Source organism: Sphingomonas sp. 179-A 2A2 NHS (assembly GCF_045371305.1).
In the GTDB taxonomy this organism is placed as follows: Bacteria; Pseudomonadota; Alphaproteobacteria; order Sphingomonadales; family Sphingomonadaceae; genus Sphingomonas.
Genome location: NZ_JBIQDE010000002.1, coordinates 291173 through 314607, shown reverse-complemented (window position 1 = coordinate 314607; position 23435 = coordinate 291173). Strand labels below are relative to the sequence as shown.

Annotated in this window: 23 protein-coding genes and 1 tRNA gene; 8 read left to right on the top strand and 16 right to left on the bottom strand. The window is 66.6% G+C overall.

Annotation, left to right across the window (positions count from 1 at the left end; translation table 11 throughout):
- Positions 1 to 327: 327 nt before the first annotated feature.
- Entirely contained in the window at positions 328 to 1893 is a 1566-nt protein-coding gene (locus ACH0AE_RS04710; protein WP_294445204.1) for an alginate export family protein, read from the top strand.
- 322 nt (positions 1894 to 2215) lie between these two features.
- On the opposite strand, the gene ACH0AE_RS04705 is transcribed toward ACH0AE_RS04710, so the two are convergent.
- Positions 2216 to 2292: transfer RNA gene (locus ACH0AE_RS04705), tRNA-Pro, on the bottom strand.
- A 49-nt stretch (positions 2293 to 2341) separates the two neighbouring features.
- Positions 2342 to 2647: a putative quinol monooxygenase gene (locus ACH0AE_RS04700; protein ID WP_406875493.1), complete on the bottom strand. Its 306-nt coding sequence runs from the start codon at positions 2645 to 2647 to the stop codon at positions 2342 to 2344.
- Positions 2648 to 2801: 154 nt separating this feature from the next.
- On the opposite strand from ACH0AE_RS04700, the gene yajC reads away from it, so the two are divergent.
- The 4 genes from yajC to ACH0AE_RS04680 are packed head-to-tail and all read left to right on the top strand — an operon-like array spanning position 2802 to position 6194.
- Positions 2802 to 3140: a preprotein translocase subunit YajC gene (yajC, locus tag ACH0AE_RS04695; RefSeq protein ID WP_294445032.1), complete on the top strand. Its 339-nt coding sequence runs from the start codon at positions 2802 to 2804 to the stop codon at positions 3138 to 3140.
- A gap of 15 nt (positions 3141 to 3155) precedes the next feature.
- On the top strand, positions 3156 to 4760 hold the full coding sequence (gene secD / locus ACH0AE_RS04690; RefSeq protein WP_294445031.1) for a protein translocase subunit SecD: 1605 nt from the start codon (positions 3156 to 3158) through the stop codon (positions 4758 to 4760).
- A gap of 58 nt (positions 4761 to 4818) precedes the next feature.
- Entirely contained in the window at positions 4819 to 5799 is a 981-nt protein-coding gene (gene secF, locus ACH0AE_RS04685) for a protein translocase subunit SecF (protein WP_294445030.1), read from the top strand.
- Positions 5800 to 5819: 20 nt separating this feature from the next.
- Entirely contained in the window at positions 5820 to 6194 is a 375-nt protein-coding gene (locus tag ACH0AE_RS04680; protein WP_294445027.1) for an Mth938-like domain-containing protein, read from the top strand.
- A 177-nt stretch (positions 6195 to 6371) separates the two neighbouring features.
- Here ACH0AE_RS04680 and ACH0AE_RS04675 read toward each other — a convergent pair whose 3' ends face one another.
- The 10 genes from ACH0AE_RS04675 to ACH0AE_RS04630 form a co-directional block, all read right to left on the bottom strand.
- The gene (locus ACH0AE_RS04675; protein WP_294445026.1) at positions 6372 to 7676 is read right to left on the bottom strand and encodes a sugar MFS transporter; all 1305 of its coding nucleotides are present in this window, start codon (positions 7674 to 7676) and stop codon (positions 6372 to 6374) included.
- A gap of 52 nt (positions 7677 to 7728) precedes the next feature.
- Entirely contained in the window at positions 7729 to 8385 is a 657-nt protein-coding gene (locus ACH0AE_RS04670; RefSeq protein ID WP_294445025.1) for a TIGR02117 family protein, read from the bottom strand.
- Positions 8386 to 8477: 92 nt separating this feature from the next.
- Positions 8478 to 9128 carry a hypothetical protein gene (locus tag ACH0AE_RS04665; protein ID WP_406875492.1) on the bottom strand — a complete coding sequence of 217 codons (651 nt, stop codon included), beginning with the start codon at positions 9126 to 9128 and terminating at the stop codon, positions 8478 to 8480.
- On the bottom strand, positions 9121 to 9615 hold the full coding sequence (locus ACH0AE_RS04660; RefSeq protein ID WP_294445024.1) for an ATPase: 495 nt from the start codon (positions 9613 to 9615) through the stop codon (positions 9121 to 9123). The genes ACH0AE_RS04665 and ACH0AE_RS04660 overlap by 8 nt, the downstream gene beginning before the upstream one ends.
- Positions 9616 to 9673: 58 nt before the next feature.
- The gene (locus ACH0AE_RS04655; RefSeq protein ID WP_228945703.1) at positions 9674 to 9901 is read right to left on the bottom strand and encodes a F0F1 ATP synthase subunit C; all 228 of its coding nucleotides are present in this window, start codon (positions 9899 to 9901) and stop codon (positions 9674 to 9676) included.
- A gap of 49 nt (positions 9902 to 9950) precedes the next feature.
- Positions 9951 to 10739, bottom strand: a complete 789-nt coding sequence (locus ACH0AE_RS04650; protein ID WP_406875491.1) for a F0F1 ATP synthase subunit A — start codon at positions 10737 to 10739, stop codon at positions 9951 to 9953.
- A gap of 32 nt (positions 10740 to 10771) precedes the next feature.
- Positions 10772 to 11089 (bottom strand): AtpZ/AtpI family protein, encoded by a 318-nt coding sequence (locus ACH0AE_RS04645; protein WP_294445102.1) that lies wholly within the window; start codon positions 11087 to 11089, stop codon positions 10772 to 10774.
- A 212-nt stretch (positions 11090 to 11301) separates the two neighbouring features.
- Positions 11302 to 11694, bottom strand: coding sequence for a YdbL family protein (locus tag ACH0AE_RS04640; protein ID WP_294445103.1), 393 nt, complete (start codon positions 11692 to 11694; stop codon positions 11302 to 11304).
- A 1-nt stretch (position 11695) separates the two neighbouring features.
- On the bottom strand, positions 11696 to 11914 hold the full coding sequence (locus ACH0AE_RS04635) for a YnbE family lipoprotein (RefSeq protein ID WP_294445104.1): 219 nt from the start codon (positions 11912 to 11914) through the stop codon (positions 11696 to 11698).
- Entirely contained in the window at positions 11911 to 15072 is a 3162-nt protein-coding gene (locus ACH0AE_RS04630; protein ID WP_406875490.1) for a YdbH domain-containing protein, read from the bottom strand. The genes ACH0AE_RS04635 and ACH0AE_RS04630 overlap by 4 nt, the downstream gene beginning before the upstream one ends.
- Positions 15073 to 15202: 130 nt before the next feature.
- On the opposite strand from ACH0AE_RS04630, the gene radC reads away from it, so the two are divergent.
- Both radC and ACH0AE_RS04620 read left to right on the top strand, forming a co-directional pair.
- Complete coding sequence (gene radC / locus ACH0AE_RS04625; RefSeq protein WP_406875489.1) at positions 15203 to 15892, top strand: DNA repair protein RadC; 690 nt, start codon at positions 15203 to 15205, stop codon at positions 15890 to 15892.
- A gap of 12 nt (positions 15893 to 15904) precedes the next feature.
- Positions 15905 to 16228: a DUF6894 family protein gene (locus tag ACH0AE_RS04620; RefSeq protein ID WP_294445107.1), complete on the top strand. Its 324-nt coding sequence runs from the start codon at positions 15905 to 15907 to the stop codon at positions 16226 to 16228.
- 37 nt (positions 16229 to 16265) lie between these two features.
- Here ACH0AE_RS04620 and uvrC read toward each other — a convergent pair whose 3' ends face one another.
- Positions 16266 to 18185: an excinuclease ABC subunit UvrC gene (uvrC, locus tag ACH0AE_RS04615; protein WP_406875488.1), complete on the bottom strand. Its 1920-nt coding sequence runs from the start codon at positions 18183 to 18185 to the stop codon at positions 16266 to 16268.
- Positions 18186 to 18296: 111 nt separating this feature from the next.
- Between uvrC and ACH0AE_RS04610 the strand changes: the two genes are divergently transcribed.
- Complete coding sequence (locus tag ACH0AE_RS04610; RefSeq protein ID WP_294444349.1) at positions 18297 to 18629, top strand: hypothetical protein; 333 nt, start codon at positions 18297 to 18299, stop codon at positions 18627 to 18629.
- Positions 18630 to 18761: 132 nt separating this feature from the next.
- On the opposite strand, the gene ACH0AE_RS04605 is transcribed toward ACH0AE_RS04610, so the two are convergent.
- From ACH0AE_RS04605 to ACH0AE_RS04595, 3 genes are read right to left on the bottom strand one after another with little or no spacing between them, the layout of a single operon-like run.
- Positions 18762 to 21257, bottom strand: a complete 2496-nt coding sequence (locus ACH0AE_RS04605; RefSeq protein WP_294444347.1) for an ABC transporter permease — start codon at positions 21255 to 21257, stop codon at positions 18762 to 18764.
- A gap of 21 nt (positions 21258 to 21278) precedes the next feature.
- A complete protein-coding gene (locus ACH0AE_RS04600) occupies positions 21279 to 21959 on the bottom strand; it encodes an ABC transporter ATP-binding protein (RefSeq protein WP_294444346.1) in 681 nt (226 codons plus the stop codon).
- Positions 21959 to 23293 (bottom strand): efflux RND transporter periplasmic adaptor subunit, encoded by a 1335-nt coding sequence (locus ACH0AE_RS04595; RefSeq protein WP_294444345.1) that lies wholly within the window; start codon positions 23291 to 23293, stop codon positions 21959 to 21961. The genes ACH0AE_RS04600 and ACH0AE_RS04595 overlap by 1 nt, the downstream gene beginning before the upstream one ends.
- Positions 23294 to 23435: the final 142 nt, after the last annotated feature.

Below are 23435 nucleotides of genomic sequence, written 5' to 3'. Positions count from 1 at the left end.
GGGGTACATATCCGCGAATTTACCTATTTCCCTGAATGCGCAAACGTTCCGATGTGACTGAACGGCTTCGGGAAATTCCGGCATGACAAGATCACAACAGATGAACACGTTCAGTGTTGTCAGCAGACTCCATCGGCTCTCACCTGCGAAGAAGTGATCTTCGCCTTTCGATAAGTACTTGCCACTATATGTCCTGGATTCAGCGCGTCGTACAAATTTGCTCAAAGGGAGCAAGTCTATGGGCAGCAGTCGTCAGACGATGCTTGGGCAGGCAAATGCCTCCCGGCGCGATGCCGACGCCACTCCATCGTGGCGGGAACTCACACAATGATGGATGTGCCGCCCGCCATCGTCGCGCAAGCCGTGCAGGAGGCGCCGCCGGCACGCCGCACATCCGGCGACATTCCCGCCGGCCGCGCGGACGGCATCCAGGTGATTGACGGTAGGATACGACGGTCTGGCCCGCCCACGCTGCCACAAGGCGGCCCGTCCGGATTGCGGACCGAGCAGCTCACCGCCGCCGCCAAGGACAGACCGCCCATCACCGACATCTACGACAAGGACGGGCTGCATGTGCGTTGGTATCTGCAGGGCGGCCTCGACTACGATGTTGAGAACAACCTCTTCTGGAATCTCGCATCCGCCTATTCGCCGCAATCGAAGTTCAATTCCGACGAGGATTGGCTCGAGGGATATGTGAAGCCGGGGATCGGCTTCGATAAAGCCTTCTCGGGCGGCAACGTCTTCTACGGCAAGATCTCGGGCGTCGCGTCGCGCACCTGGGGGACGGACGCGTTCGACTCGCGCAACCAGGGCGCGATCACGCTGGAGGAAGGCTATCTTGGCTTCCGCACCGAGGGCACCGGCACCAATTTCGACCTGTCGCTCGGCCCGCGCGAGCTGGTGCTGGGCAGCGGCATGCTCATCGCCAACGGCGGCGTGAACGGGTTCGAGCGGGGCGCGCTGAAGTTCGGGCCGCGCAAGGCGTGGAAGCAGGCCGCAATCGGCCGCATCATCAACGGTCGCCAGACGATTACCGGCTATTTCATCGAACCGCGCGAATTGAAGTCCAATAACGGGCACAACCAGCTTGCCGGCGTCGACTTCCGCTATGACGCGACGAACGAGGACTTCATCGGCTTCACCTATATCAACGCCCTGAAATCGCAGTCCCCCTACATCCGCGCCGCGCCGGGGGGCATCGGCGCGCCGACCATCATCCCCGACGGGCGCGACAAGACGAACGTCATCAACCTCTATTTCAAGGGCAGCCGCGACCAGGGCATCTGGCGCAACTGGTTCGTCACCGGCGATGTCGCCTACGAGTGGAACAACCGGATCAACATGTCCGCCTGGGCGGCACGCGGGCAGATCGGCTACACGTTCGCCGAGGCCCCCTGGAAGCCGACGCTGATCTACACTGCGAAATTCTTTTCCGGCGACGATCCGAACACGCCGAAGCTCGAGCGGTTCGATCCGCTTTATTATGAGGGATCGCCCGGCATCTGGGCGACGGGCGCGGAATCATCGATGGTGTTCATCAACACCAATCTGAAGGCGCTGGAGTTCAGCGCGGCAGTTCAGCCGTCGGACAAGATCACGGTCACGCTGCGCTACGCCTATATCAGCGCGGACAAGCTGGAGAGCCCGCTGCAGTTCGGCCAGGCGACCCGCCTCGTCTCCACGCCGAGCGGCTTCAACCTGGTCGACGGCGTGACCAAGCACCATCTGTCCGACGACCTCTTCCTGGAATACAACCAGATCCTGACCGAGAATCTGTTCCTGACGATCGGCCTCGCCGCGTCCTTCCCCGGCGCCGGCATCAAGGCGGAGCTTCCGGGCAAGGCGCCGACCTGGACCGGCGCGTTCGCGAACGTGGTGTTCAACTTCTAGCCGAGGCGCGGCGCGCCACATGCGGAAGCGCAGCCTGCACCGATGCTGCGCAGATCGCTCGTTGATCCGAGGACCAACCGGCGAGGGCCGGACGTGTCAATGCCGCCGGATTAAAGCCGCTGGCGTAGCTCGCATGGCTCATCGTGTTTTCAACCGCCTGCCACGCAATGTTGCCGCGGCTCGGCAGCCTGCCGTCCCTGCCATGCGCTTCGTAGCTGTGCGGGTGCAGCACGCAGACGTGCCAATAAGGATCAGGTGCCCTGTGGGGAGAGAAGCGACACGTCGCTTCCGCTCCACCCGCCAGCTGAGTGGCGGAAATCTCTGGTCGGGGCGACAGGATTCGAACCTGCGACCCCCACACCCCCAGTGTGATGCGCTACCAGGCTGCGCTACGCCCCGACCGAGGGGCGCGGCTCTACGCCGCGCCCGCCGGTTATGCAAGCACCGTTCAGATCAGCTTGCGCCAATGCTGCCCGTCCCACGCGTCGATCGACATGGCGCTGGGTGAATGGGCCCGCAGCGCGCGGCCGAATGCCTTCTGGTGTTCCGCCTGGCCGTGTGCGCCTAGCGCCTCCGCATTGGCCCAGCGTTCGGCGACGCGGACCAGATCGGGATCGGCCGCATCGAAGGCGAAGCTATATTCCTCGCAGCCTTCCTCGGTCTTCACCACGGCCGCATGATCCGCGAACAGCTTGGCCGCCTTGGCGCCTTCGCCCTCACCCAGCTTGATCGTGCCCATCACCAAAATCGTCATCATTCTCTCCCGTTGGCGGCCGTGTTGCCGACCGGTCGCGAGCAGCACCTATCGCGGCGCGCGAGTTGCGCCAAGGCCGCAGCGATGGTAGCGGCTCGCGCTTCACGTGGGGTCCGATCTCGGGCCCCGCGCCCCATGTGCACGCAAGGACGGCATGTTCATTTCCCCAGCTTATGCTCAGACGGCGACTGGCGCCGGCTCGCAGGGTGGCCTCGCCGGCTTCCTCAGCCTCGCGCCGCTGATCCTCGTCTTCATCGTCTTCTATTTCCTGATGATCCGCCCGCAGCAGAAGCGCATGAAAGCGCTGCAGAATGCGGTCGCCGCGGTGAAGAAGGGCGATAGCGTCGTCACCGCCGGCGGGCTCGTCGGCAAGGTGACCAAGGTGGAGGAACGCTTCGTCGAGGTCGAGATCGCGCCGAACACCCGCGTCCGTGTGGTCAAGGCCACGCTCGCCGAGGTGACCGCGCTCGGCTCCAAGCCCGCCAACGACTAAGACTGGGCAACCGAGATGCTCGATTTCCCGCGCTGGAAGGTCGTATCGATCTGGCTGACGATTGCGGTGCTTTGCGCGCTCGCCATCCCCAGCCTTCTGCCGCAGCGCATCACTGACCAGTGGGGCAGCTTCCCGCATCCGCGGATCAACCTTGGCCTCGACCTGGCCGGGGGAAGCTACCTGCTGCTCGAGGCCGACGTGAACGACGTCGCCGCGAGCCGGCTGGAAGCGATGCGCGAACAGGTGCAGACCGAGATGCGGCGGCAGAAGCCGCGGATCGAGATCGGCGACATCTCCACGCGCGGCGGGCGCCTCTCGTTCCTGCTGCGTGATCCGAGCCAGGTGGACGCGGCACGCGAGCGCCTGCTGAGCATCACGGGCGGCGGCGTCGGCATGACCGGCCAGCGCGAGTGGGACATCCAGGTGGTCGATTCGAGCCGCCTGGTGCTCACCCCCACCAAGGCCGGGCTCGACCAGGCGATCGACACCGCGATGGGCGATGCGACCGAAGTGGTCCGCCGCCGTATCGACGAGCTCGGCACGCGCGAGCCGACGATCATCCGCCAGGGTTCGAACCGCATCGTCGTGCAGGTGCCCGGCCTGCAGGATCCGCAGGCGCTGAAGGAGCTGCTCGGCAAGACCGCGAAGCTTGAATTCAAGCTGGTCGACGAAAGCGCGACCCCGCAGCAACTGGTCGCTCGTCAGGCGCCCCCGGGCAGCCAGGTGCTTCCCTATCCCAACAATCCCGCCGGTATCCCGTTCATCGCGGTGAAGCGCACGGCGATCCTCACCGGCGACCAGCTGACCGACGCCCGTCAGGAATTCAGCCAGCAGACCAACGAGCCGCAGGTCGCGATCACCTTCGACAGCCAGGGCGGCCGCAAGTTCGCCCGGGTGACGACGGAGAACGTCAACAAGCCGTTCGCCATCATCCTCGACAATCAGGTGATCTCGGCACCGAACATCAACGAGCCGATCATCGGCGGCCGCGCGCAGATCTCGGGCAGCTTCACGACGGAAAGCGCCAACGCGCTCGCCATCGCGCTGCGGTCGGGCAAGCTGCCGGTGACGCTGAAGGTCGTCGAGGAATCGACCGTCGGCCCGGATCTCGGCGCCGAATCGATCCGCGCCGGCATCCTCGCCTCCGCCGTCGCGGTGGCGCTGGTCGTCGCGTTCATGTTCGTGACCTACGGCCGCTTCGGCATCTATGCGAACCTCGCCGTCATCATCAACGTGTTCGTCATCGTCGGCGTCCTGGCGCTGATCGGCGGCACGCTGACGCTGCCGGGCATCGCCGGCTTCGTGCTGACGATCGGCACCGCCGTCGACGCGAACGTGCTGATCAACGAGCGTATCCGCGAGGAACGGCATCGTGGCCGCAGCGTGGTCCAGTCGGTCGAACTGGGCTATAAGGAAGCGAGCCGCACGATCTTCGAGGCGAACATGACGCACGCGATTTCGGGCATCATCATGTTCCTGCTCGGCTCGGGCCCGGTGAAGGGCTTCGCCGTCGTGCTGCTGATCGGCATCGCGACCAGCGTGTTCACCGCCGTCCTCTTCACCCGCATGCTGGTTGCGCAGTGGCTGCGCCGCACGCGGCCGCAGACGATCAACATATGATCGCCTCCCCCACCTTGATCGCCATGCCCGCCGGTGCGGGCCTGGCGGAGGTTTGCGAATGAAACTCCTCAAGCTCGTCCCCGACAACACGAACTTCGATTTCGTCCGCCTGCGTGGCTGGGCGTTCGGCCTGACGCTGATCCTGTCGGTGCTGGCGGTCGGCATCACCTTCGCCAAGGGTTTGAACTTCGGCGTCGACTTCGAAGGCGGTCTGATGATCGAGGAGCGGTTCGCAACGCCGCCCGATCTCGACAAGCTGCGCGCCGTGGTCGACGCCCAGGGCCTGGGCGAGGCATCGCTGCAGCAGTTCGGTGATCCGCGCACGCTCACCATCCGCCTGCCGGTGCAGGAAGGTGCCGACGAAGGTGCCACCAACGCCGCGGTGAAGAAGGTGGAGCTCGCGATCGCCGAGGCGTTCCCCGGCGCGACGTTCAGCCGTTACTCGACCATTTCCGGCAAGGTTTCGGGCGAGCTCATCCGCAACGGTATCCTGGCCGTCGTCCTGTCGATCCTGGGCATCGGCCTGTTCGCCATCGTGCGTTTCGAATGGCAGTTCGGCGTCTCGACCATCGCGGCGATCGTCCACGATCTCCTGATGACATTGGGCTTCTTCGCGCTGACGCAGTTCGAGTTCGACCTCAACATCGTCGCCGCGGTGCTGACGATCATCGGCTATTCGATCAACGACAAGATCGTCATCGACGATCGCATCCGCGAGAACATGCGCCGCTATCGCAAGATGGACATCCGCGAGATCGTGAACCTGTCGGTGAACGAAACGCTGCCGCGCACGGTGATGACCTCGGTCACCATCCTGCTCGCGCTCGGCGCGCTGCTGTTCCTGGGCGGCCACGTGCTGCGCGGCTTCACCGCGGCGATGATCCTGGGCATCGTCGTCGGCACCTATTCGTCGATCTACGTGTCCTCGTCGCTGCTGATCGTGCTCGGCCTGCGCGCCAACCCGGCGCCCGACAAGCCGGCGCGCGGCGGCAGCATCGACAATGCCGAGCGTGTCGCCCCGCGCGAGCCGCGCGCTTAAGGGCGACCAACGCGGTGCGGATGAGCCTTGACCGGAGCGCGGGAGGGCCGCTGGTGCGCGGCTTCACCCGCACCGGCTTTCGCATCGATGAGGAAACGGTCCTTCCCGCTGCCCTGCTGACAGTGAAGGAAGCGCGCAGCTGGAGCCCCCCTGTCCTCGGCGACCTGACGATCGAGGCGCTTGAGGCCGTCCTGGAAGAAAACCCCGAGTTCGTCCTGGTGGGCACCGGCAAGCTGCTGGCGCGGCCGCCCCGCGGGCTGGTGACGGCGCTCGAGGCGCGCGACATCGGCATGGAGGCGATGGACAGCCGCGCCGCAGCGCGCGCCTGGGGCGTGCTGCGCAGCGAAGGACGGCAGATCGCTGCCGCACTCTACCCGATCGACTATACCGCCTGAGCAGCCGCTGGAGGGCCGCCACGGCGGTTCCTCACGGCGATGTGGCCATGGCGGCCATCCCACGCCCTAAGCTCTACACGGGCGCCCTGCCCCGCCTGGAAGCACTGCTGCTCATGCAAAATAAAAGCGGCCCCGGCACATGGCCGGGACCGCTCAGTCTCTTGCCTGTTGTCGGCATCAGGCCACGGCAGGGCGCCGCGCGAACACGCCGAAGCCGGCGATCACCACGTAGCACAGCACCGGCAGGATCAGCGCGAACGACAGGCTGTTGAACCCGTCGGCCAGCGAGCCGTAGAGCGGCGGGATCACCGCACCGCCAACGATCGCGGTGGCGATCACGCCCGACCCTTCCGCCGCGCGCTTGTCCAGCCCTTCCGACGCAAGGCTGAAGATCGTCGGGAACATCACCGAGTTGGCGAGGCCAACCGCGATCAGCGCCCAGCCGGCCGACACGCCCGTCGCGTTGGCGGAGTAAGCGATCAGCAGGATGGCCAGCGTTCCGGCCGACGCCAGCACCTTGCCCGGCGACGCGACACGCAGCAGCCCCGACCCCAGGAAACGCCCGATCAGCGCGCCGCCCCAGTAGAAGGGCACGTAATTGCCCGCGATCTGGTGCGGCACGTTCCAAACCGTCGGCTGCGCGAGATACACGACGAGGTTCGAGCCGATCGCCACTTCCGCACCGACGTAAAGGAAGATGCACAGCACGCCGAATGCGAAGCGCGGCCGGCCGAGCAACGTCAGCGCGTGGAAGATCGAGCCGGTCTGCTCCTGCTCCTCCTGCAACCGGTTGCGCCGCGTCCAGACGACCGCGGCGATCACCAGCAGCGCAACGGCAAGGCCGATATAGGTGTGGACGATGGCGCGCGACGCCTCGACGCGATATGCGTCCAGCGCCGGCCCGCTCAGCGCCGACGCGCTGACGCCGGCGAGGCTGCCGAGGATCAGTGTCGAGCCGACGCGCGGGAAGATCGTCGTGCCGAGCGAGTTGAACGCCTGCGCGAACGTCAGGCGGCTGTGCGCGGTGCGCGCCGGCCCGAGCAGCGAGATGAGCGGGTTCGCCACCACCTGCACCACCGTGATGCCGGCACCCAGCACGAACAGCGCCAGCAGGAACATGCCGAACGTCGCCGAACTCGATGCGGGGATGAAGAGCAGACAGCCCACCGTCATGGTGACGAGGCCGATCGATGCGGTGCGCATGTAGCCTGCACGGCGCACGATCGCCGCGGCCGGGAGCGAGAACAGCAGATACGCGAGGAAGAAGGCCGAATTGACCAGGTTCGCCTGCGCGTGGCTGAGGGTGAAGAGTTCCTGCAGCTTCGGCATCACGATGTCGTTGAGGCTGGTGATGCCGCCGAAGATGAAGAACAGTGCGAAGACGAACCAGCGCAGATCCGGCGCGTCTACATGCCCGCCATCGCCCGTTTCAGGCACCGGGTCGGCACTGTTGGCGGTGTTTGTGCCGTGGGCGAAAGCCATAAGATCCCCTTTAAAACGTGTAACCGTTTACCGCGGAAATTTGCTGGAGCAATCACTGCTGAGCCGGGAACCAGTGCAGGACGGTTGACGGAAAAGGCGTCCAGGCGCCGATACGGATACCGGCGAAACGCAAAGCATCGCCGATCCAGGCGTTGCAGGTGTGCACCGCGCTGTAATGGCCCCTGGCGGCGTAGAAAGCGTCGTAGCCGTAATAGCCGGGATAGCGCTGACCGCCCGGCACCAGTGACGCCTGTACGTAGGCGGCCAGGCGGCGATATTCGGCCGGCCGTACGATGACACGGCGAACGTCTTCTCCGGCCTTGGGCCGCGGCACGTGATCGACATGCACCAGCGTGCGATCGCTCCCGAACGCCGCGGCGATCACGGTAGAGAGCCTGAGATCGGACCAGGTCGGCGTTTCGAGGTAAAAGTCCTGCTCGCCCCAGCCGATCGAGACATGGTCGAACCCGGCGTAGCGCGGATCGGCGAGGTCGCGCGCCGGGAAGACGCCGCGCCAGTCAACCCCCGCGGCCTGTTTGGGCATGACGATGCCCGCGTGGACGCCATTTGATTCGACATAGAGCACGATGCCCGCTGAAGGCTCCGTCCAGCCGGCGTTGCTCGGTATCGTGCCCCCGACAAGCCCGGCCACCGGATAGGCCGCGAGCACGCCGCTGATCCCCGCGATGGCGATAATGATCCGGCGCATGAGCAATCGCTTACCGCGTCCGCTCGCCCAAAAGCAAAAGGGCCGCATCCTTGCGGACGCGGCCCCTTCGTGATCCCAAGATCAGGCGGTGATCAGTTCAGGCGGCCAAGGCCCGAGATCGCGCGATCGACCAGTGCCCGGTCGGCCTCGGCGCCGTGGCGCTGCTTGATCAGCTGCGCCGCTGCGCTGGCGGCAGCGCTGGCCGTCTTGGCGCGGACTTCCGCGATCGCTGCACGCTCGGCCGCGGAGATGCGGTCCTGCGCCATGCGCGCACGACGCTCGACCAGCTCGGCCGCATCGGTGCGCGCCTGCGCCACGATCGCCTCGGCCTCATGCGTCGCCTGCGTCGCCATGTCGGCGGCGCTCTTCTCGGCGTCGGCGATCTTGCGCGCATATTCGTCGCGCAGCGCCTCGGCCTCGGCACGAAGCGTCTTCGCCTCGTCCAGCTGGCGGCGGATGTCCGCGATCTGCTTGTCGAGGCCGCCGACGATCATCGCCGGCACCTTCTTCACCAGCAGAATGATGATCAGCACCAGCATCGCCAGCGAGACGATCACCGTGCCGTTGGCAAAGCCGAACAGCGCCGGATCGACGTGGTGATCGGGCCCGCCCTCGGCGATCGAGGTCGACAGCGCCTCGGTGCCATGCGCGTTCATGCCCTCGGCATTGGCGGCGGTGGCGAGGTTGTGCGCCACTTCGGCCGAGCCCGGGGACATGGCGCTCATGATGATGAACTCAGCCATTGGCCATCGCCGCCTGAACGGCGCTCCTCGCTTCCTCGGCCGACACCTGGGTGCCGGACACGCGCGCCACGATATCCTGCGCGGCCTCAGCGGCAACCGCCTCGATCTCGGCCAGCGCCCGCTCGGTCGCCGCCCGGATATCAGCCTCGCCGGCCGCGATACGCGCCGCCTGCTCGGCATGCGCCGCGCTCAGCGTCTCCGCCGACGCAGCAGCGGCGCGCTGGCGCGCCTCGGCGACGAGCGCCTGAGCCTTTTCGCGGTTGGCCTGGTCGCGCACGCGCCATGCCTCTTCCGCCTGATCCGCCGCATCGCGCGCCGCCGACGCCGCAGCGAGATCGGCAGCGATCGACTGATCGCGCGTATCGATCGTCTTCTGCACCTTGGGCAGCATGCCGCGGCCCACGACGAAGAAGACGATACCGAAGGTCACGGCCAGCCAGAAGAACTGGGAAGCCCAGGTCGCGGCAAGTTGGGAGATCTGAGGCATCGAAAATCCCGCCTGAACGGGGCGCGCCGACCGGCGCGCCCCGTCGAGGATCGTAATGTTAGGCGACGAAGACCAGGATCATCGCCACGACGAACGCGAGCAGACCGAGAAGCTCGGCGCCGGCGAAGCCGATGAACAGACGGCCCTGCTGCGCGTCAGCCGCGCCCGGGTTGCGCAGCGCGCCTTCGAGGAACTTGCCGAACACGTTGCCCACGCCGAGCGAGGCGAGGCCCGCACCCACGGCTGCGAGACCAGCGCCGAGCAGCTTTGCGGCTTCTGCGTCCATTTCAATAACTCCCTATGAAAATCAAACGGTTGGAAAGAACAGGTGAAACTTAGTGCAGGTTGACCGCATCGTTCAGATAGAGCGAGGTCAACAGCGCGAAGACATAGGCCTGGATGCCGGCGACGAGCAGCTCGAGCGCCGAGATTCCGACCATCAGGCCAAAGCTGGGGATGCCCACCAGTAGGCCGACGCCGAGCCCGGCACTGCCGGCATTGACGACGAACCCGGCCAGCACCTTCAGCAGGATGTGCCCGGCGGTCATCGCGACGAACAGTCGCAGGCCGAGGCTGAACGGGCGCACCATGAACGACACGAACTCGATCAGCGGGATGACCGGCATCAGCCACCACGGCGTGCCGTGCGGCACGAACAGGCTGAAGAAGTGCAGGCCATGCCGCCAGAAGCCGACCACCAGGACGATCGCGAACGACATGATCGCGAGCACGCCGGTGATGGTGAAGTGGCTGGTGAAGGTGAAGGGGTGGATGCCGACGACGCCGAGCGGCAGGAGGCCGAGCACGTTGGCGAACAGGATGAACATGAACAGCGAGAAGACGTAGGGAACGTAGCGCTTCCCTTCCGGCCCGATGTTCGACGCGAGCATGTTGTCGACGAAGCGCACCGCGCCCTCGACCATCATCTGCCCGCGGGTGGGAACAACCTTGCCCTTGGTGCCGAGCGACATGAACGCGATCAGCACGATCGTCGCCACGGCCATCCACATCGCCGAGTTGGTGAAGGCGATGTTATAGCCGGCAATCTGCCAGTCCTGGGTGCCGAACAACGGCTCTACCAGAAACTGGTGCATCGGATCGATCTTGCCGCCGCCTTCCGCCACGCCTGTAATTCCCTAACGAAAGCGCCCGATCGTTACTTCGGGCGCTTGGTCGAAATCCGAATGATGTTTCTGAACGCGGCGATCGTCCCGAGGGCGAGCATCACGAGCAGACCCCAGGGCTGCGTGCCCGCAAATCGGTCGATTACCCAACCGATCAGCGCGCCGCCGACCATTCCGCCAGTCAATTCTGCGAGCACGCGGTTGCCGAGGCGATAGCCGCCATCGGATTCCGCCTTGCTCGCCTTTGTCCGGCGTGCCTCGTCCGCTTGCGCTGCATTCAACCGCTCGTCGAGCGAGGTGATGCGTGCATCCTGGCCGAGGGTGTCTGGTCCGGGCTCGTTCTCCGCCATCCGCGCGCTTCCCCGTGTTCTGGGCAGGCGCGAAGAGTGCCAAGTGGCGAGCCCGCCAAGGCGCGGTCCGGTTAGCCGGGGGGTCCGGGGGTGTCAACCTTTGCGCAACATTCGGACACGACCCGGAATGCCATGCCAGGGCCCCGTCCGGTCCAGCGGAAACAGCCGCTTAGCGAGCGTCCCTGCCGCGGCAGGGAACCCGCCCGGCGACCTCAGACACAGCGCGGGTCGCGAATCGGTGCGCCGGCGCCGCGCGTCTCCCAGTTGCCGTCCGGCGTGCGATACTTCTCGCCCGGCGCGGTCTGCTGGATGAGGTTGCAGCCGCTGGTGAAGGCCAGCTGTTCGACGGTGGCGCCCGAGGCCTGCGCCTTCTGCGTGTAGGCTGCCTTGCGCTGAATGTTGATCGCATTGACCAGCGCGCGGACCTGCGGCGAGCCGGCACCCACGACGCCAAGATAGCCGTCAGGCTGTTCGCCGACCTCGCCGGCAGAGCGCGCCGCTGCATAGGCCGGGTCGCGCTGCGCCCAGGCAGTGGCCGACACGCCGGTCAACGCCAGCGCCCCCGCCATCATCAGGATCGTCTTGCTCACTGCCTTGCTGGTCATCTTAAAAGATCCCCGGATTCTGTTTGATCAGCGACTTCGCTTCGCTGTCGAGACGGTACACCACTTCCTGCGTCACGCTGATGTTGAGGTTGATCACGATCGGCTTGTCAGGTGCGGCGACGTTGACGCACCCGCCCGTCACCACCGCCAGTCCGATCGCCGCCTTCCTCGTCATCGTGGAAATCGGGTGCCCTCCTCGCTTCTTCAATGTGTCGCTCATGGCATGTTCTCGCTTGCGGATGACTGAATGGCCGGCGTCGCTGCCGATGAAGGCACGGCGGGCGGGTTGGTGCGCTTGTTCTGCTCTTCCAGCAGGGCGGGCAGGTTGCGTTCGATCAGACGCTTGGGATCGTAGAAGCTCGCGGCCGAATCGATCAGCCCGCGGAACGGCGCCTTGATCCTGATGTTGAACACGAACGGCAGCCGCTGCAGCCGGCGGATGAGGAAGTTCGATTTCGCGCCCTCCCCCTGGCTGACCCCGGCGAAGCGCACCTCCGTGATCATCTCGCCCGCCAGCGGCCCGTTCATCACGACGTCCAGATTACGATAGCGCAGCGAGCGCAGCGCCTGGAACGCGATATTGCCCCAGGTACCCAGGTCCTCCTTGGTCAGCTCGCCGAGATAGGCGAGGCTGCCGCCGCCTTCGCGCACGGTCAGCGTCCCGTTCTCGATCCGGCCGCCGGTCTGGTCGAACACCATCGGCAGCTCGCCGTCGAAGACGCCGGTCGCGTCGAGGTTCTTGAAATCGAACTGCTGCAGGAACTGGCGCGCCTCGGCGCCTTCGACATGGAAGGTCAGTCGGCGCTGCTGCTGCGCGCCGAAATCGAGCAAGGTGGGCCGCAGCGTCAGCGTCCCACCGGCGAACGGCCAGCGCCCGTCGTTCACCTTGATGCGCAGACCCGGCAGCAGCTGATAATCGATCCGCCCGTCCGTCACCTCGACACCGGGGTTGATCGAGGCGACCGTTGCCACTTGGCTGGGCGCGCTCTCCAGTCCGAGAAGGTCGGTGAAGACCACCTCGCCCTTCAGCCCGGCGACCGGCCCGAAAGCGGCGGCGAGATCCGCGCGGTCCGTCGCGAACCTACCGGTGGAGGTGACGCCCTCGGGCGTCCAGGCGATATCGCCGCTGCCGCGCACCGTTCCGCGCACGTCGGCGATGACGCCGAAGGTGAGCGGGGTCAGTTCCTCCGGCTGGAAACCATCGCCGAAGGTGATGCCCGAGACGGCGAGGTGCGCGGCGCCGGTGCCACTCGCGAGCACGTGGCGGAGTGTCACGTCGGCCACCTTCACGCTCTTGCCCGGTTCGAACAGCGCGCCTTCCGCGCTGATCGTTCCATTCGCCAACCGAAGCGTGACATTGCGCGCCATCAGCTGCCGGAACCTTGCCGACGCTGCCGCATCCGCCACCGTCAGCGCGCCATTCAGCGCCAGATTTGCACGGGCAAATCGCCACTCTCCGGCGGCCTCGCTCAGCAGCAGCGGCACCGCGCCGATCTGCCCCGCTCCGCCGGCAAAGCGCCCGCTGATCCCGCCGCCGCTTATCCCGCCATCAAGCCGCGCGAGATCGAGCCGGGTGACGCGATCCCCCTGCCCCAGCCGCGCCTTCACGTCATCTAGCACGAAGCGGGCCGAGCCGTGCCGCCACTCGGCACGCGCCGCCGCCAGCGTCACCGGTGATCCGCCGAGCGCCCCCGCAAGCCGCGGCGCGGCAATGACCAAGCCGCCACCGATCTTCCCGCCATCGATCCGCAGCAGCGCACCGTCGAGCGGACATAGCCGCAAACCCGTCTCACGCAGCGTGAGGCCCGCCACCGCAAGTCGCCGGAAGCTTGCCGGTGCGCATGTCTCGATCACGCGCAGATCACCACCGGCGCTCCGCCGCGCGACGATCGGCAGGCGCAGCCCCTCGACCGCGCCGTCGCCCAGCGGACCACTCACGTCCGCCACGGTGCTCAGCCGAAACGCGCCGTCGGGCGCCAGGGTGAAGCGCGCACCGGCTAGCGCCAGTCGGGCGCCGCCGGCCGCATAGGGCGCCAAGGTCGCAGTGCCGGTGACGGTCTCGCCCGGTGCCGCTTGGGCCAACGTCAGTCGTGCATCGGGCAGCCCCCCGCCGCCCATCGACAAAACGCCGTCGGCGCGAACGCCGTCGGGCGCACCGAACACCAGCCCTTCGCCATCGCCGAACTGGATCGATGCGCCACTCGCCGCGCGCAAGACGAGCTGCCGCACCGTCGCCAGCGGCTGGCCAGAGGCAGTGCCAATTGCGACTTCACCGCCGAGGTCGAAGCGTTGCGCAGCGCGCGCAGCCGCGCGTGCCGCTGCTGCAGCGATGGGGCCGACCGGCGTTCCCGCCGTGCTGTCCGCGAGCGAGGCGAATTCAGCGCGTCGCGAGGCGGAAACGGAGACGTCGCCAGCGTCGACCCGGCCGGCCGCCAGCGCCCGGCCGGCTGCCACCCGCCAGGTACCGGCATAGGCGAGCAACGCCCCGCTCACCCCGGCGGCGCTGAACCTTTCGCCCCGCACCTGCGCCTCGCCTTCGGTGCGCGAGGCGTTGCCGCGAAACTCGATCTGGCCCGTCAGCGCACCGAGCGATGCATTGGCCGCCGTCATCTTTCCGGCGCGCAGCCCGGCCGATCCCTGCCAGCGGTCAAGCGCCGGCCCCAGAGTCACGTCGACCCGCGCCTCGGGCGCCGCGACCGTGGCCTGGCCGCATCGCAGCCCGGCCAGCCGCACCGGGCCGCTTAGTTGCGGCGTGAAATTGTTCACCGCCACGCCGAGCAGCGCGCTGGGACGCAGCAGCCGGCAATCGCCGATCGCCACCCCGTTGCTGATCGCCGCGACGGTGCCGCGGAAGCCGTCGTCCAGCCGCCCCCGGCCGGCGATGCGAAGGCCCACCGGTCCCAGCGGCGTCTCCAGCCGGACGCGTGCGTCGTCGACAGACAGGTCGAGCGCCGGCAACGCAAAGGGGCCGCCGCTGGGCGCCGGCAGCAACTGATCGATCGCGCCGAGCGATATCCGGCCCTCGACAAGGCGCGCGCGCATCCGAAGCTTGCCCGCGCGAATGCCGCTAAGCCGGGCGCCGCCGGGGTCGCTATCGGTGTAGGTTTCGATCCAGTCCGCGACGAGATCCGGCGAACGCGGATCGCCTACCACCACGTTGGTCAGCCGCTGGCGCCCGAAACCGAGTTCAGTGATCGCATAGCGTGCCGGCACCTTGCGCGCGCCGAGCGTGCGATCGATGTAGCGCGTCGCGATCGGCACCCTCGCCAGCCACAAGCCAAGCAGCAGAAGCGCCAGCAGGATCGCGGCGACCGCCAGCCTCCGGCGGAAGGGCCGGCGGCGGACATGCGGCAATCGTTCCTCGTCTGCCGCTTCCACGCGCCCTCGTTCGTCCTCCCGACGCGGGCCGCTCTACCGGCTGAACAGGGCCCCGTCATCCCCACGCACTGCCGCCCACGACCGATCGTTCCCGATTGCGTACAAGCTGCGTCCTGCTAGCCTTTCGACGATGGCCGACGCCGATCCACCGAACGACACACAGGGCCATCGCGCGCGGCTGCGCGAACGACTGCTCGGCAGCGGCGGTGACACGTTGCTCGACCACGAGCTGCTCGAGTACCTTCTTACCGTCGCCACCCCGCGGATCGATACCAAGCCGATCGCCAAGGCGTTGCTGCGCGAGTTCGGCGGCATCGGCGGCGTCTTCACTGCCGATCGCGAGGCGTTGCTGCGGGTGAAGGGCATGGGCGAAGTCAGCATCTCCGCGCTGAAGATCGCGCAGGCCACCGCGCTGCGATTGCTGCAGGCGGAGGTCGCGGCGCGACCGGTGCTCGGCAACTGGCAAGCGTTACTCGACTACCTGCGCGCCGACATGGCGCATCATGCCATCGAACGAGTGCGCGTGCTGCACCTCAACACGCGCAACATGCTGATCCGTGACGAGGTGATGAGCGAAGGGTCGATCGACCAAGCGCAAGTTCATGTGCGCGAGGTGATCCGCCGCGCCATCGATCTTGGTTCGGCCGCGATCATCCTCGTCCACAACCACCCGTCCGGCGATCCCTCACCGAGCCGGGCCGACATCGACATCACGCGCGCGATCGTCGAGGCAGGCCGCGGGCTGGGGATCGCGGTGCACGATCACCTGATCATCGGCACGAGCGGCCATGTCAGCCTCCGCGCCAAGGGGCTGATGTAGGCGTGGTGCCGCTTGCTGCAGCATGGCTGCGGCAAGAAATTTGCAAACTTATGTTGCGTTGCGCAACCGACCGATTTCTCGCGCATTATCCGCAGCATGCCCAGCTACTTCTTCCGTGTCCGTACTCCTGATCAGGTCGTTCGCCGGGCGGAGTGTCATGAGCTTCCGGATATCAATGCTGCGCTTGCTTTTGCGCAGCGTACCGCGCGCTCGATGGTGCGGGTGCCCGTGCGCCGTGGCACGCGCGTACTCGGCGGCAGCCTGGATATCGAAAACGAGATCCAGCAGCCCATCGCGCGCGTGATGCTTGCCGAAATGGCGCAGCAGATTTCCTGATTTCGCCTGAGATTTTCGATCAGACGCCCGGCAGGCGTCACTTCGCGTGGTAGAAGTCGTACACCTGTTGCGCGACGCCGGCGCTGACGCCGGGCGCCTTCTGCAGATCGGCAAGACTGGCGTTGCGCACCGCGCGCGCGGTGCCGAAGTGCATCAGCAGCGCCTTCTTGCGCGCCGGGCCGATGCCGGGGACTTCATCGAGCGGGCTCGCCCCCATCGCCTTTGCCCTTTTCTCACGATGCGCTCCGATGACGAAGCGGTGCACCTCGTCACGTAGCCGCTGGAGGTAGAACAGGACCGGCGAATTGACGGGCAGCGTCAGTTCGCGCCCGTCCATCAGGTGGAACACCTCGCGCCCCTCGCGGCCGTGGTGCGGTCCCTTGGCGACACCGACGAGACACACGTCCTCGATGCCGAGATCCTCGAGCACCGCCTTGGCAGCGTTCAGCTGCCCCCGGCCACCGTCAAGCAGCACCAGATCAGGCCAATTGTCACCATCACGATCGGGATCCTCCTCGATCGCGCGGGCGAAGCGGCGGGTGAGCACTTCGCGCATCATCGCGAAATCGTCATCGGTCGCCGCCTGCTTGATGTTGAACTTGCGATACTGCCCCTTGCGGAAGCCCTCCGGCCCAGCGACGACCATCGCACCCACCGCATTCGTGCCCTGAATATGGCTGTTGTCGTACACCTCGATTCGCTGCGGCGGCTCCGCCAGGCCGAACAGGTCCGCGACCTCGCGGTTGAGCTTCGCCTGCGTGGTGCTTTCCGCCAGACGGCGTTCCAGCGCCTCCTTGGCATTGCGGCACGCCTGTTCCATCAGCCGCTTGCGCGTGCCCCGCTGCGGCACCTCGATCGACACCTTGCGCCCGGCCTGCGTCGTCAGCGCCTCGGCCAGCAGGTCGGCCTCCGGCAGCACGCGATCGACCAGCACTGCCTTGGCCGGCGGAACCTCCTCATAGAATTGCATCAGGAACAGGGTCATCACCTCTTCCTCAGTCACATCGGCGGTGTGCGCGGGGAAGAAGCTGCGGTGGCCCCAATTCTGACCACCGCGGATGAAGAAGGCCTGGATGCCGATCACGCCCTCATGGCTGGCGAGCGCGAAGATATCCGCATCGCCCACCCCTTCGGCGTTGATGAACTGCGATCCCTGGATGAAGGTCAGCGCGCGCAGCCGGTCGCGCAGCACGGCGGCGAGCTCAAAGTCCATCGCCGCGGCCGCGGCCTCCATCTGCGCGCCAAGCTTCGCCTGAACGTCGGTGGTCTTGCCGGCGAGGAATTTCTTCGCGTCTGCGATGAGCTCGTCATAGCCGGCCTTGTCGATCCGGCCGACGCACGGGGCCGAGCAGCGCTTGATCTGGTACAGCAGGCATGGCCGGTCGCGCGTCTTGAAGAAGCCGTCGGTGCAGCTTCGCAGCAGGAACAGTTTCTGAAGCGCGTTCAGCGTGTTGTTGACGCTGCCGGCGCTGGCGAAAGGACCATAGTAATCGCCCTTCGCGCGGCGCGCGCCACGATGCTTCTGGATGCGCGGGAAGTCATGGTCGGCGCGCAACAGGATGAAGGGGAAGCTCTTATCGTCGCGCAAAAGCACGTTGTACGGCGGGCGGTAGCGCTTGATCAGCTGCGCCTCGAGCAGCAGCGCCTCGGCCTCGTTGTTGGTCGTGACGATCGTCATCGACCGGGTCTGCGACACCATCCGCTGGAGCCGCTTCGACAGGTTGTTGATCTGCGTATAGTTGCTGACGCGGTTCTTCAGCGCACGCGCCTTCCCGACATAGAGCACGTCGCCGCGCGCATCCTGCATCCGGTACACCCCCGGACGCGCCGGCAGCGTGCGCACGACGTTGCGGATCGCCGCCACGCCAGCATCCAGATCGGGCTGGTCGCTGCCGCGGATCGCGAACGTCGCTTTCTCTTCGTTGAACCGGTCTGGCGGGCCGTAGGAACCTTGCATCGTTCTCGCGATCTAGGGCCGGGCGGCCGGTTTTTGAACCATGTAGCGCCCAGAGTGCAGTGCATGCAGCATCGGGGGGAACGCGCGGCTTGCCACAGGTGTTGAGCGCGCATGACCCAGAAACGCGATAGCAGCGGCCGCTTCAAGGCCGATCACAGCCAGCGCAACACCGCGATCGGCGTTGCCACCGCGATCGGGGCGATTGCCACCGGCCTCGCCAGCGCGATCCATTTCGGCCTGTTCGACCGCTTCTTCCCACCGAAGGACGGGCACCCGGCGCCGGATCTCGAGGGCGATCATCACCCCGGGCCCCATGATCGGGCGGTCGATCATTTCCGCCCCGATCCCACCGCGCCGGTGCCCGCATCGGAACGTGAGGCGCTTCGCCCGGCGACCGGCCACGCACCGGGCTTCGCGGCCGACCGCGGCAGCACGCTGGGGTAACAGCGCCGACCCGTCGCTGCATCAGTACCGGCAGCACCGGCGGCGGAGCGAGAGGGAAAATACGCTCCGCCGCCGCCCCTCCCCTGCCGCCGGGTGCCGCGGCGGCAGGGTCGAGCCTGTTTGCGAAACTCCTTATTCGTAACGCAGCGCCCGGATCGGGTTCGCCCGCGCCACGCGCCATGCATGGCCCGCGATTGTGCCGACCGCGATCGCCAGCGCCAGTGCCCCGGCCAGCAGGAACGGCGTCGGCCCAAGCGTCACCCGCGTGTCGAAGCTGTTCAGCCAGTCACGCATCACCCACCAGGCGATCGGCCAGGCGATCAGATTGGCGATGAGCACCGGCCGGCTGAACTGCCACACCAGCAGCCGGACGATATCCTGCGTGCGCGCGCCCAGCACCTTGCGGATGCCGATTTCCTTCGTCCGCCGCTCCGCCGTGAAGGCAGCGAGGCCGAACAATCCTAGGCAGGCGATCACCACGGCCAGCAAAGCGAAGCCGGCGAATATCTTCGCCCGCACATCCTCGGCCTTGTACAATTCCTGGATGATCGCTTCGCTGAACTCCGCCTCGAACGGCACATCCGGCGCGGCTTCCTTCCACACCCGCTCGACACCCGCACGCACGGCGGCCGGATCGCCATCGTAGCGGATGACCATCTTGGTCTCGCCCTCACGCGTGCCGAGGAACATGATCGGATCGAGCGGCTGGCGAACCGAGCGGAAGCGCGAATCCTTCACGACGCCGATGATCGTGTTCGCCATGTCGCCATGTTCGGTGGAAATGCCGATCCTGATCGTCTTGCCCACGGCGTCGGCAGGATTGCGGTAGCCCATCTTGCGGGCCGCCAATTCGTTGACGAGGATGTTCGCGCCGCGGGCCGCCAGTGCGCGGATCTCCTCCTTATTTTCGGGGAAGGAGGTCGTCTGGTCATCCATCGGGCGCGCCCGATCGAACCAGCGGCCCGCGACGAGATCCAGCCCCATCGCATCCTTGAAGCCGACATCGACCCGGTAGCGCCCCAGCGTCACCGGCTGTGGCTGCCCGGGCACCAGCACGCCGGTGTTGCTCGAGTCGCTCGTTGCGACGCCGATGTCCGTACGGCCGACCGCGACCACGCCGGGCACCCGCTTCATCCGCTCCGCCAGCTGCTCACCGCGGCCGATCAGCTGGTATCGGGCCAGCCCGTCGATCTGGAGGATGTTGTTGCGCTTATAGCCCGGATCCACCGAACGCGCGTACACCGTCTGGCCATAGACGATCGCGGTGCAGATGATCAGCCCGATCGAGATGGCGAATTGCGCCACCACCAGCACGCTGCGCAGCCGGCCCGTGCCCGGCGTTTCCGCAGAAGATTTATTGGCCTTCAGCACGCTCGCCGGCTGGAAGCGCGACAGGAAGAACGCAGGGTAAAGCCCGCCGAGCACGCCAACGATCAGCACCAGCGCCAGTGCCGGCAGCAGCATGCCGTCCGCGCCGAGATAGCTGAAGCCAAGATCTGCATCGAGGAGCGCGGAGAACGGCCGGACGAGCAGTTCGCCCAGCGCGAGCGCCATCACCACCGCAATGGCGGAGACGAGGAGCGATTCGCCCACGAACTGCCCGATCAACTGCTTGCGCGTCGCGCCCAGCACCTTGCGCAGCGCCACTTCCCGCGCGCGCTGGCCGGCCCTGGCGGTGGCGAGATTGGTGAAGTTCACCACCGCCATGGCCAGGATCAGCACGGCGATGATCGCGAAGGTCGCGATGGTGCGGCGGTCGTTCCCCGGCGTCATCGCGCCGGCCTGGGCCGTGCCGAGGTGAACATCGGCCAGCGGCACCAGCTTCCAGTCGGTGTCGTCGCCGGCGTTGTAGTGGGTGCCGCCGAAATTCTCGTCGGCGATATTGCGCTTTTCCCACGCCGGAAGCTGCGCGTTGATCGTGTCGACGTCCGTGCCCGGCTTCAGCTTCACATAGACCCAGCCGGACTGGCAGCCCCAGCAATCAAGGAAGCCGGGCTCCTGCGCGAAGTAGGACGGGAAGTCGCGGCGCACCACGGCGTTGATACGCAAGTGCGAGTTCTTCGGCAGGTCCTCGAGTACCGCGTTGATGCGATAGTCATAGGTCTTGCCCTTCTGGATCAGGCTCAGCGTGCGACCGATGACATCATCCGTACCGAACTGGCGGATCGCTTCCGATCGCGTGATCACCGCGGTGTCCGGTGCGTTCAGGGCCGTCTTCGATCCGCGAAGGAGCGGCAGGTTGACGACCGCCAGGAAGTCCCCGTTGCTGATCAGGTAGTCCTTGGCGCTCGTAACCGTCCCGTCCTTGACGATCGTCGGGCTGCCGCCGAGGACGTAGACGGTCTTGTCGATCTGCGGGAAATCCTTCCGCAGCCGATCCTCGGTGATGTAGCTCGTCATCTGCAGGAACGTCGGCGGCCCGTCGCGCGGGTTCGGCCACCAGGTCTGCACCTGATAGGTGTTCTCGCCATCCGGCACCCAGCGATCGAAGCTGGTTTCGTAGCGGATGAAGACCAGGATCAGCAGGCACGCCGCCATGCCGATGGCGAGACCGAGCAGGTTGATCAGCGAATAGGTGCGGTTCTTCGCCAGCGCCCGGAACGCGACGGTGATATAATTGCGCCACATGGGCTTTGCCCCCCTTGCCGGTTACGCCGCGCGGCGCCGTTCTTGCAGTATCCGCCCGTCGAGCATGTTGACGACGCGGCTGGCGTAATCGGCATGCGCGGGCGAGTGGGTGACCATCACGATCGTCGCCCCTTCGGCGTTCAGCCCCTGCAGCATCCGCATCACTTCCTCGCCATGATTGGTGTCGAGGTTGCCGGTCGGCTCGTCTGCAAGGATCAGCTTGGGCTTGGCGACGAGCGCGCGAGCCACCGCCACGCGCTGCTGCTGGCCGCCGGACAGCTGGCTGGGCCGATGCCGCGCGCGATGCGCGATGCCGACCCGATCCATCACCTCGTCGGTGCGCCGCCGCCGCTCGGCAGCCGGCACGTCATGGTAGAGGAGCGCAAGCTCGATATTGTCGCGCACCGACAGCTCATCGACCAGGTTGAAGCTCTGGAAGATGAAGCCGATGTTTTCCTTGCGGAAATCGGCAAGTTTCCCTTCGGCAAGCCCCGCCACCTCGGTGCCATCGAACACATAGGATCCGCTGGTCGGGCTATCGAGCATGCCAACGACGTTGAGCAACGTCGATTTGCCGCAGCCGGACGGCCCCATCACGGCCACGAACTCGCCAGCGGCAATATCCAGGTCGATCCCGTCGAGCGCCACCGTCTCCACGCTGTCCGTGCGATAGAGCCGCGCCACATCACGCATGCGGAGCATCAAATGTCCTTTCCTTTGGTGAGGTCGAGCGCGTCCTTGTCGGCGAACCCGGTATAGGGAGAGGTGATCACGCGCTCGCCGGGGCTGAGCCCGTCGAGCACCTCGATCGTATCGGCATTGCGTCGACCGAGGCGGACGTTGCGCTTCACCGCGCGCGATCCGTCCGGGGTGACGACAAAGACCCAGGCGCCGCCCGTGTCATTGTAGAAGGCGCCGTTGCGGATCAGCACCGCCGGCGTTGGATCGCCCAGGGTGAGCCTGGCTTGTACCGTCTGGCCGCGCTGCAACCCGGCCGGCTCGGTGCCGACGAACTGAAGCTCGATCTCGAACTGGCCGTTCTGCACCTGCGGGAAGATCTTCGTCACCCGTGCCTGCTGCCGCTCGCCCCGGCCGCCCGCCGTCTCGATCGTCGCGCGCTGGCCGACCGCGACCCGGCCGAGATAATATTCGTCGACGCCGGCGCGCAGCTTGTTCCGGCCGGGGCTGTCGATCTGCCCGATCCGCTCGCCGCGCTGCATCGACTGGCCGACCTGGATCGAGAAGCCTGACAATTGCCCCGCCACCGGTGCGCGCAGCTTGAGCGCTTCGAGGTTCGCACGGGCAAGTTCCAGCCCGGCCTGGAGCGATCCGGTGGAGGCGCGTTGCTGGGCCAGCTGGCTGCGCAGCAACCGGTCGTCGGTCGTCTGCCCCTGGCGCAGCACGGCGACGCGGCGCTGTTCGTAATGGAATTGATCGGTCGTGTCGGCGAACTGCCGCCCGGCGACGAACCCGCGCTTCGCCAACGGGGCCTCGCGCTCATACTGACGCCGCGCCTTGTCGAGCGCCAGCTCAGCCTCCAGCACGTTGCGCTGATTGGCGACGCGCGTCTGCGCCAGCGCCAGTTCCTGGCTGCGCATGTTGTTGATCTGCTGCTCCACCTCGGTCTGCCGCGCGAGGGTCGACAGCTGAAGCTCCGCATTCGACAGCACCGCGATCGGCTGCCCCTTGGCAAGGTTGGCGCCGTCCTCGACCAGCACTTCCTCGACGCGGCCGCCCTCGATCGCGTCGATGTAGACGGTCAGAAGCGGCTCCACCCGGCTGCGCAGCGGGATGTAATCGTCGAATGTGCCGCGCGCGACGGTGGCGATGTTCAGCCGCTCCGCCGCCACGCTCTGAGTCCCGGCGCGCGGCGCGGCCCACCAGAATAGCCCGGCGGCGATCAACACGACCAGCGCGACTGCACCCGCGATCACCGCCTTCGGCATCTTCCGGCGCTCGATCACCCGGTCCATGCCGCTGCCGGAGACCGCGGCGCTCCCCGTTTCCCGATCCTTGGGCAAGGAAACGACGCTCATGTCCGCTTCCGAACGCAAGCATTGTCCGCTTCCGGACAGAAGCTCGAGGAAAAGTTCCGGCAGAAGCCCCCGCGCATGCTCACAGCGAGACCGCCAAGCTCAGTGTCGGCGTGGTGATCGTCAGCGATAATCGCGGCAGGCG

Bases quoted from the DNA above. Each gene is read 5' to 3' on its own strand.
- ACH0AE_RS04610 (WP_294444349.1), top strand. From the start codon at position 18,297: ATGACCCAGAAACGCGATAGCAGCGGCCGCTTCAAGGCCGATCACAGC.
- ACH0AE_RS04675 (WP_294445026.1), bottom strand. From the start codon at position 7,676: ATGGCTTTCGCCCACGGCACAAACACCGCCAACAGTGCCGACCCGGTG.
- ACH0AE_RS04635 (WP_294445104.1), bottom strand. From the start codon at position 11,914: ATGAGCGACACATTGAAGAAGCGAGGAGGGCACCCGATTTCCACGATG.
- ACH0AE_RS04600 (WP_294444346.1), bottom strand. From the start codon at position 21,959: ATGCTCCGCATGCGTGATGTGGCGCGGCTCTATCGCACGGACAGCGTG.
- ACH0AE_RS04640 (WP_294445103.1), bottom strand. From the start codon at position 11,694: ATGACCAGCAAGGCAGTGAGCAAGACGATCCTGATGATGGCGGGGGCG.
- ACH0AE_RS04605 (WP_294444347.1), bottom strand. From the start codon at position 21,257: ATGTGGCGCAATTATATCACCGTCGCGTTCCGGGCGCTGGCGAAGAAC.
- ACH0AE_RS04700 (WP_406875493.1), bottom strand. From the start codon at position 2,647: ATGACGATTTTGGTGATGGGCACGATCAAGCTGGGTGAGGGCGAAGGC.
- ACH0AE_RS04660 (WP_294445024.1), bottom strand. From the start codon at position 9,615: ATGCCTCAGATCTCCCAACTTGCCGCGACCTGGGCTTCCCAGTTCTTC.
- ACH0AE_RS04595 (WP_294444345.1), bottom strand. From the start codon at position 23,293: ATGAGCGTCGTTTCCTTGCCCAAGGATCGGGAAACGGGGAGCGCCGCG.
- ACH0AE_RS04680 (WP_294445027.1), top strand. From the start codon at position 5,820: ATGAGCCTTGACCGGAGCGCGGGAGGGCCGCTGGTGCGCGGCTTCACC.
- ACH0AE_RS04710 (WP_294445204.1), top strand. From the start codon at position 328: ATGATGGATGTGCCGCCCGCCATCGTCGCGCAAGCCGTGCAGGAGGCG.
- ACH0AE_RS04655 (WP_228945703.1), bottom strand. From the start codon at position 9,901: ATGGACGCAGAAGCCGCAAAGCTGCTCGGCGCTGGTCTCGCAGCCGTG.
- yajC (WP_294445032.1), top strand. From the start codon at position 2,802: ATGTTCATTTCCCCAGCTTATGCTCAGACGGCGACTGGCGCCGGCTCG.
- ACH0AE_RS04665 (WP_406875492.1), bottom strand. From the start codon at position 9,128: ATGGCTGAGTTCATCATCATGAGCGCCATGTCCCCGGGCTCGGCCGAA.
- ACH0AE_RS04645 (WP_294445102.1), bottom strand. From the start codon at position 11,089: ATGGCGGAGAACGAGCCCGGACCAGACACCCTCGGCCAGGATGCACGC.
- radC (WP_406875489.1), top strand. From the start codon at position 15,203: ATGGCCGACGCCGATCCACCGAACGACACACAGGGCCATCGCGCGCGG.
- secF (WP_294445030.1), top strand. From the start codon at position 4,819: ATGAAACTCCTCAAGCTCGTCCCCGACAACACGAACTTCGATTTCGTC.
- uvrC (WP_406875488.1), bottom strand. From the start codon at position 18,185: ATGCAAGGTTCCTACGGCCCGCCAGACCGGTTCAACGAAGAGAAAGCG.
- ACH0AE_RS04670 (WP_294445025.1), bottom strand. From the start codon at position 8,385: ATGCGCCGGATCATTATCGCCATCGCGGGGATCAGCGGCGTGCTCGCG.
- secD (WP_294445031.1), top strand. From the start codon at position 3,156: ATGCTCGATTTCCCGCGCTGGAAGGTCGTATCGATCTGGCTGACGATT.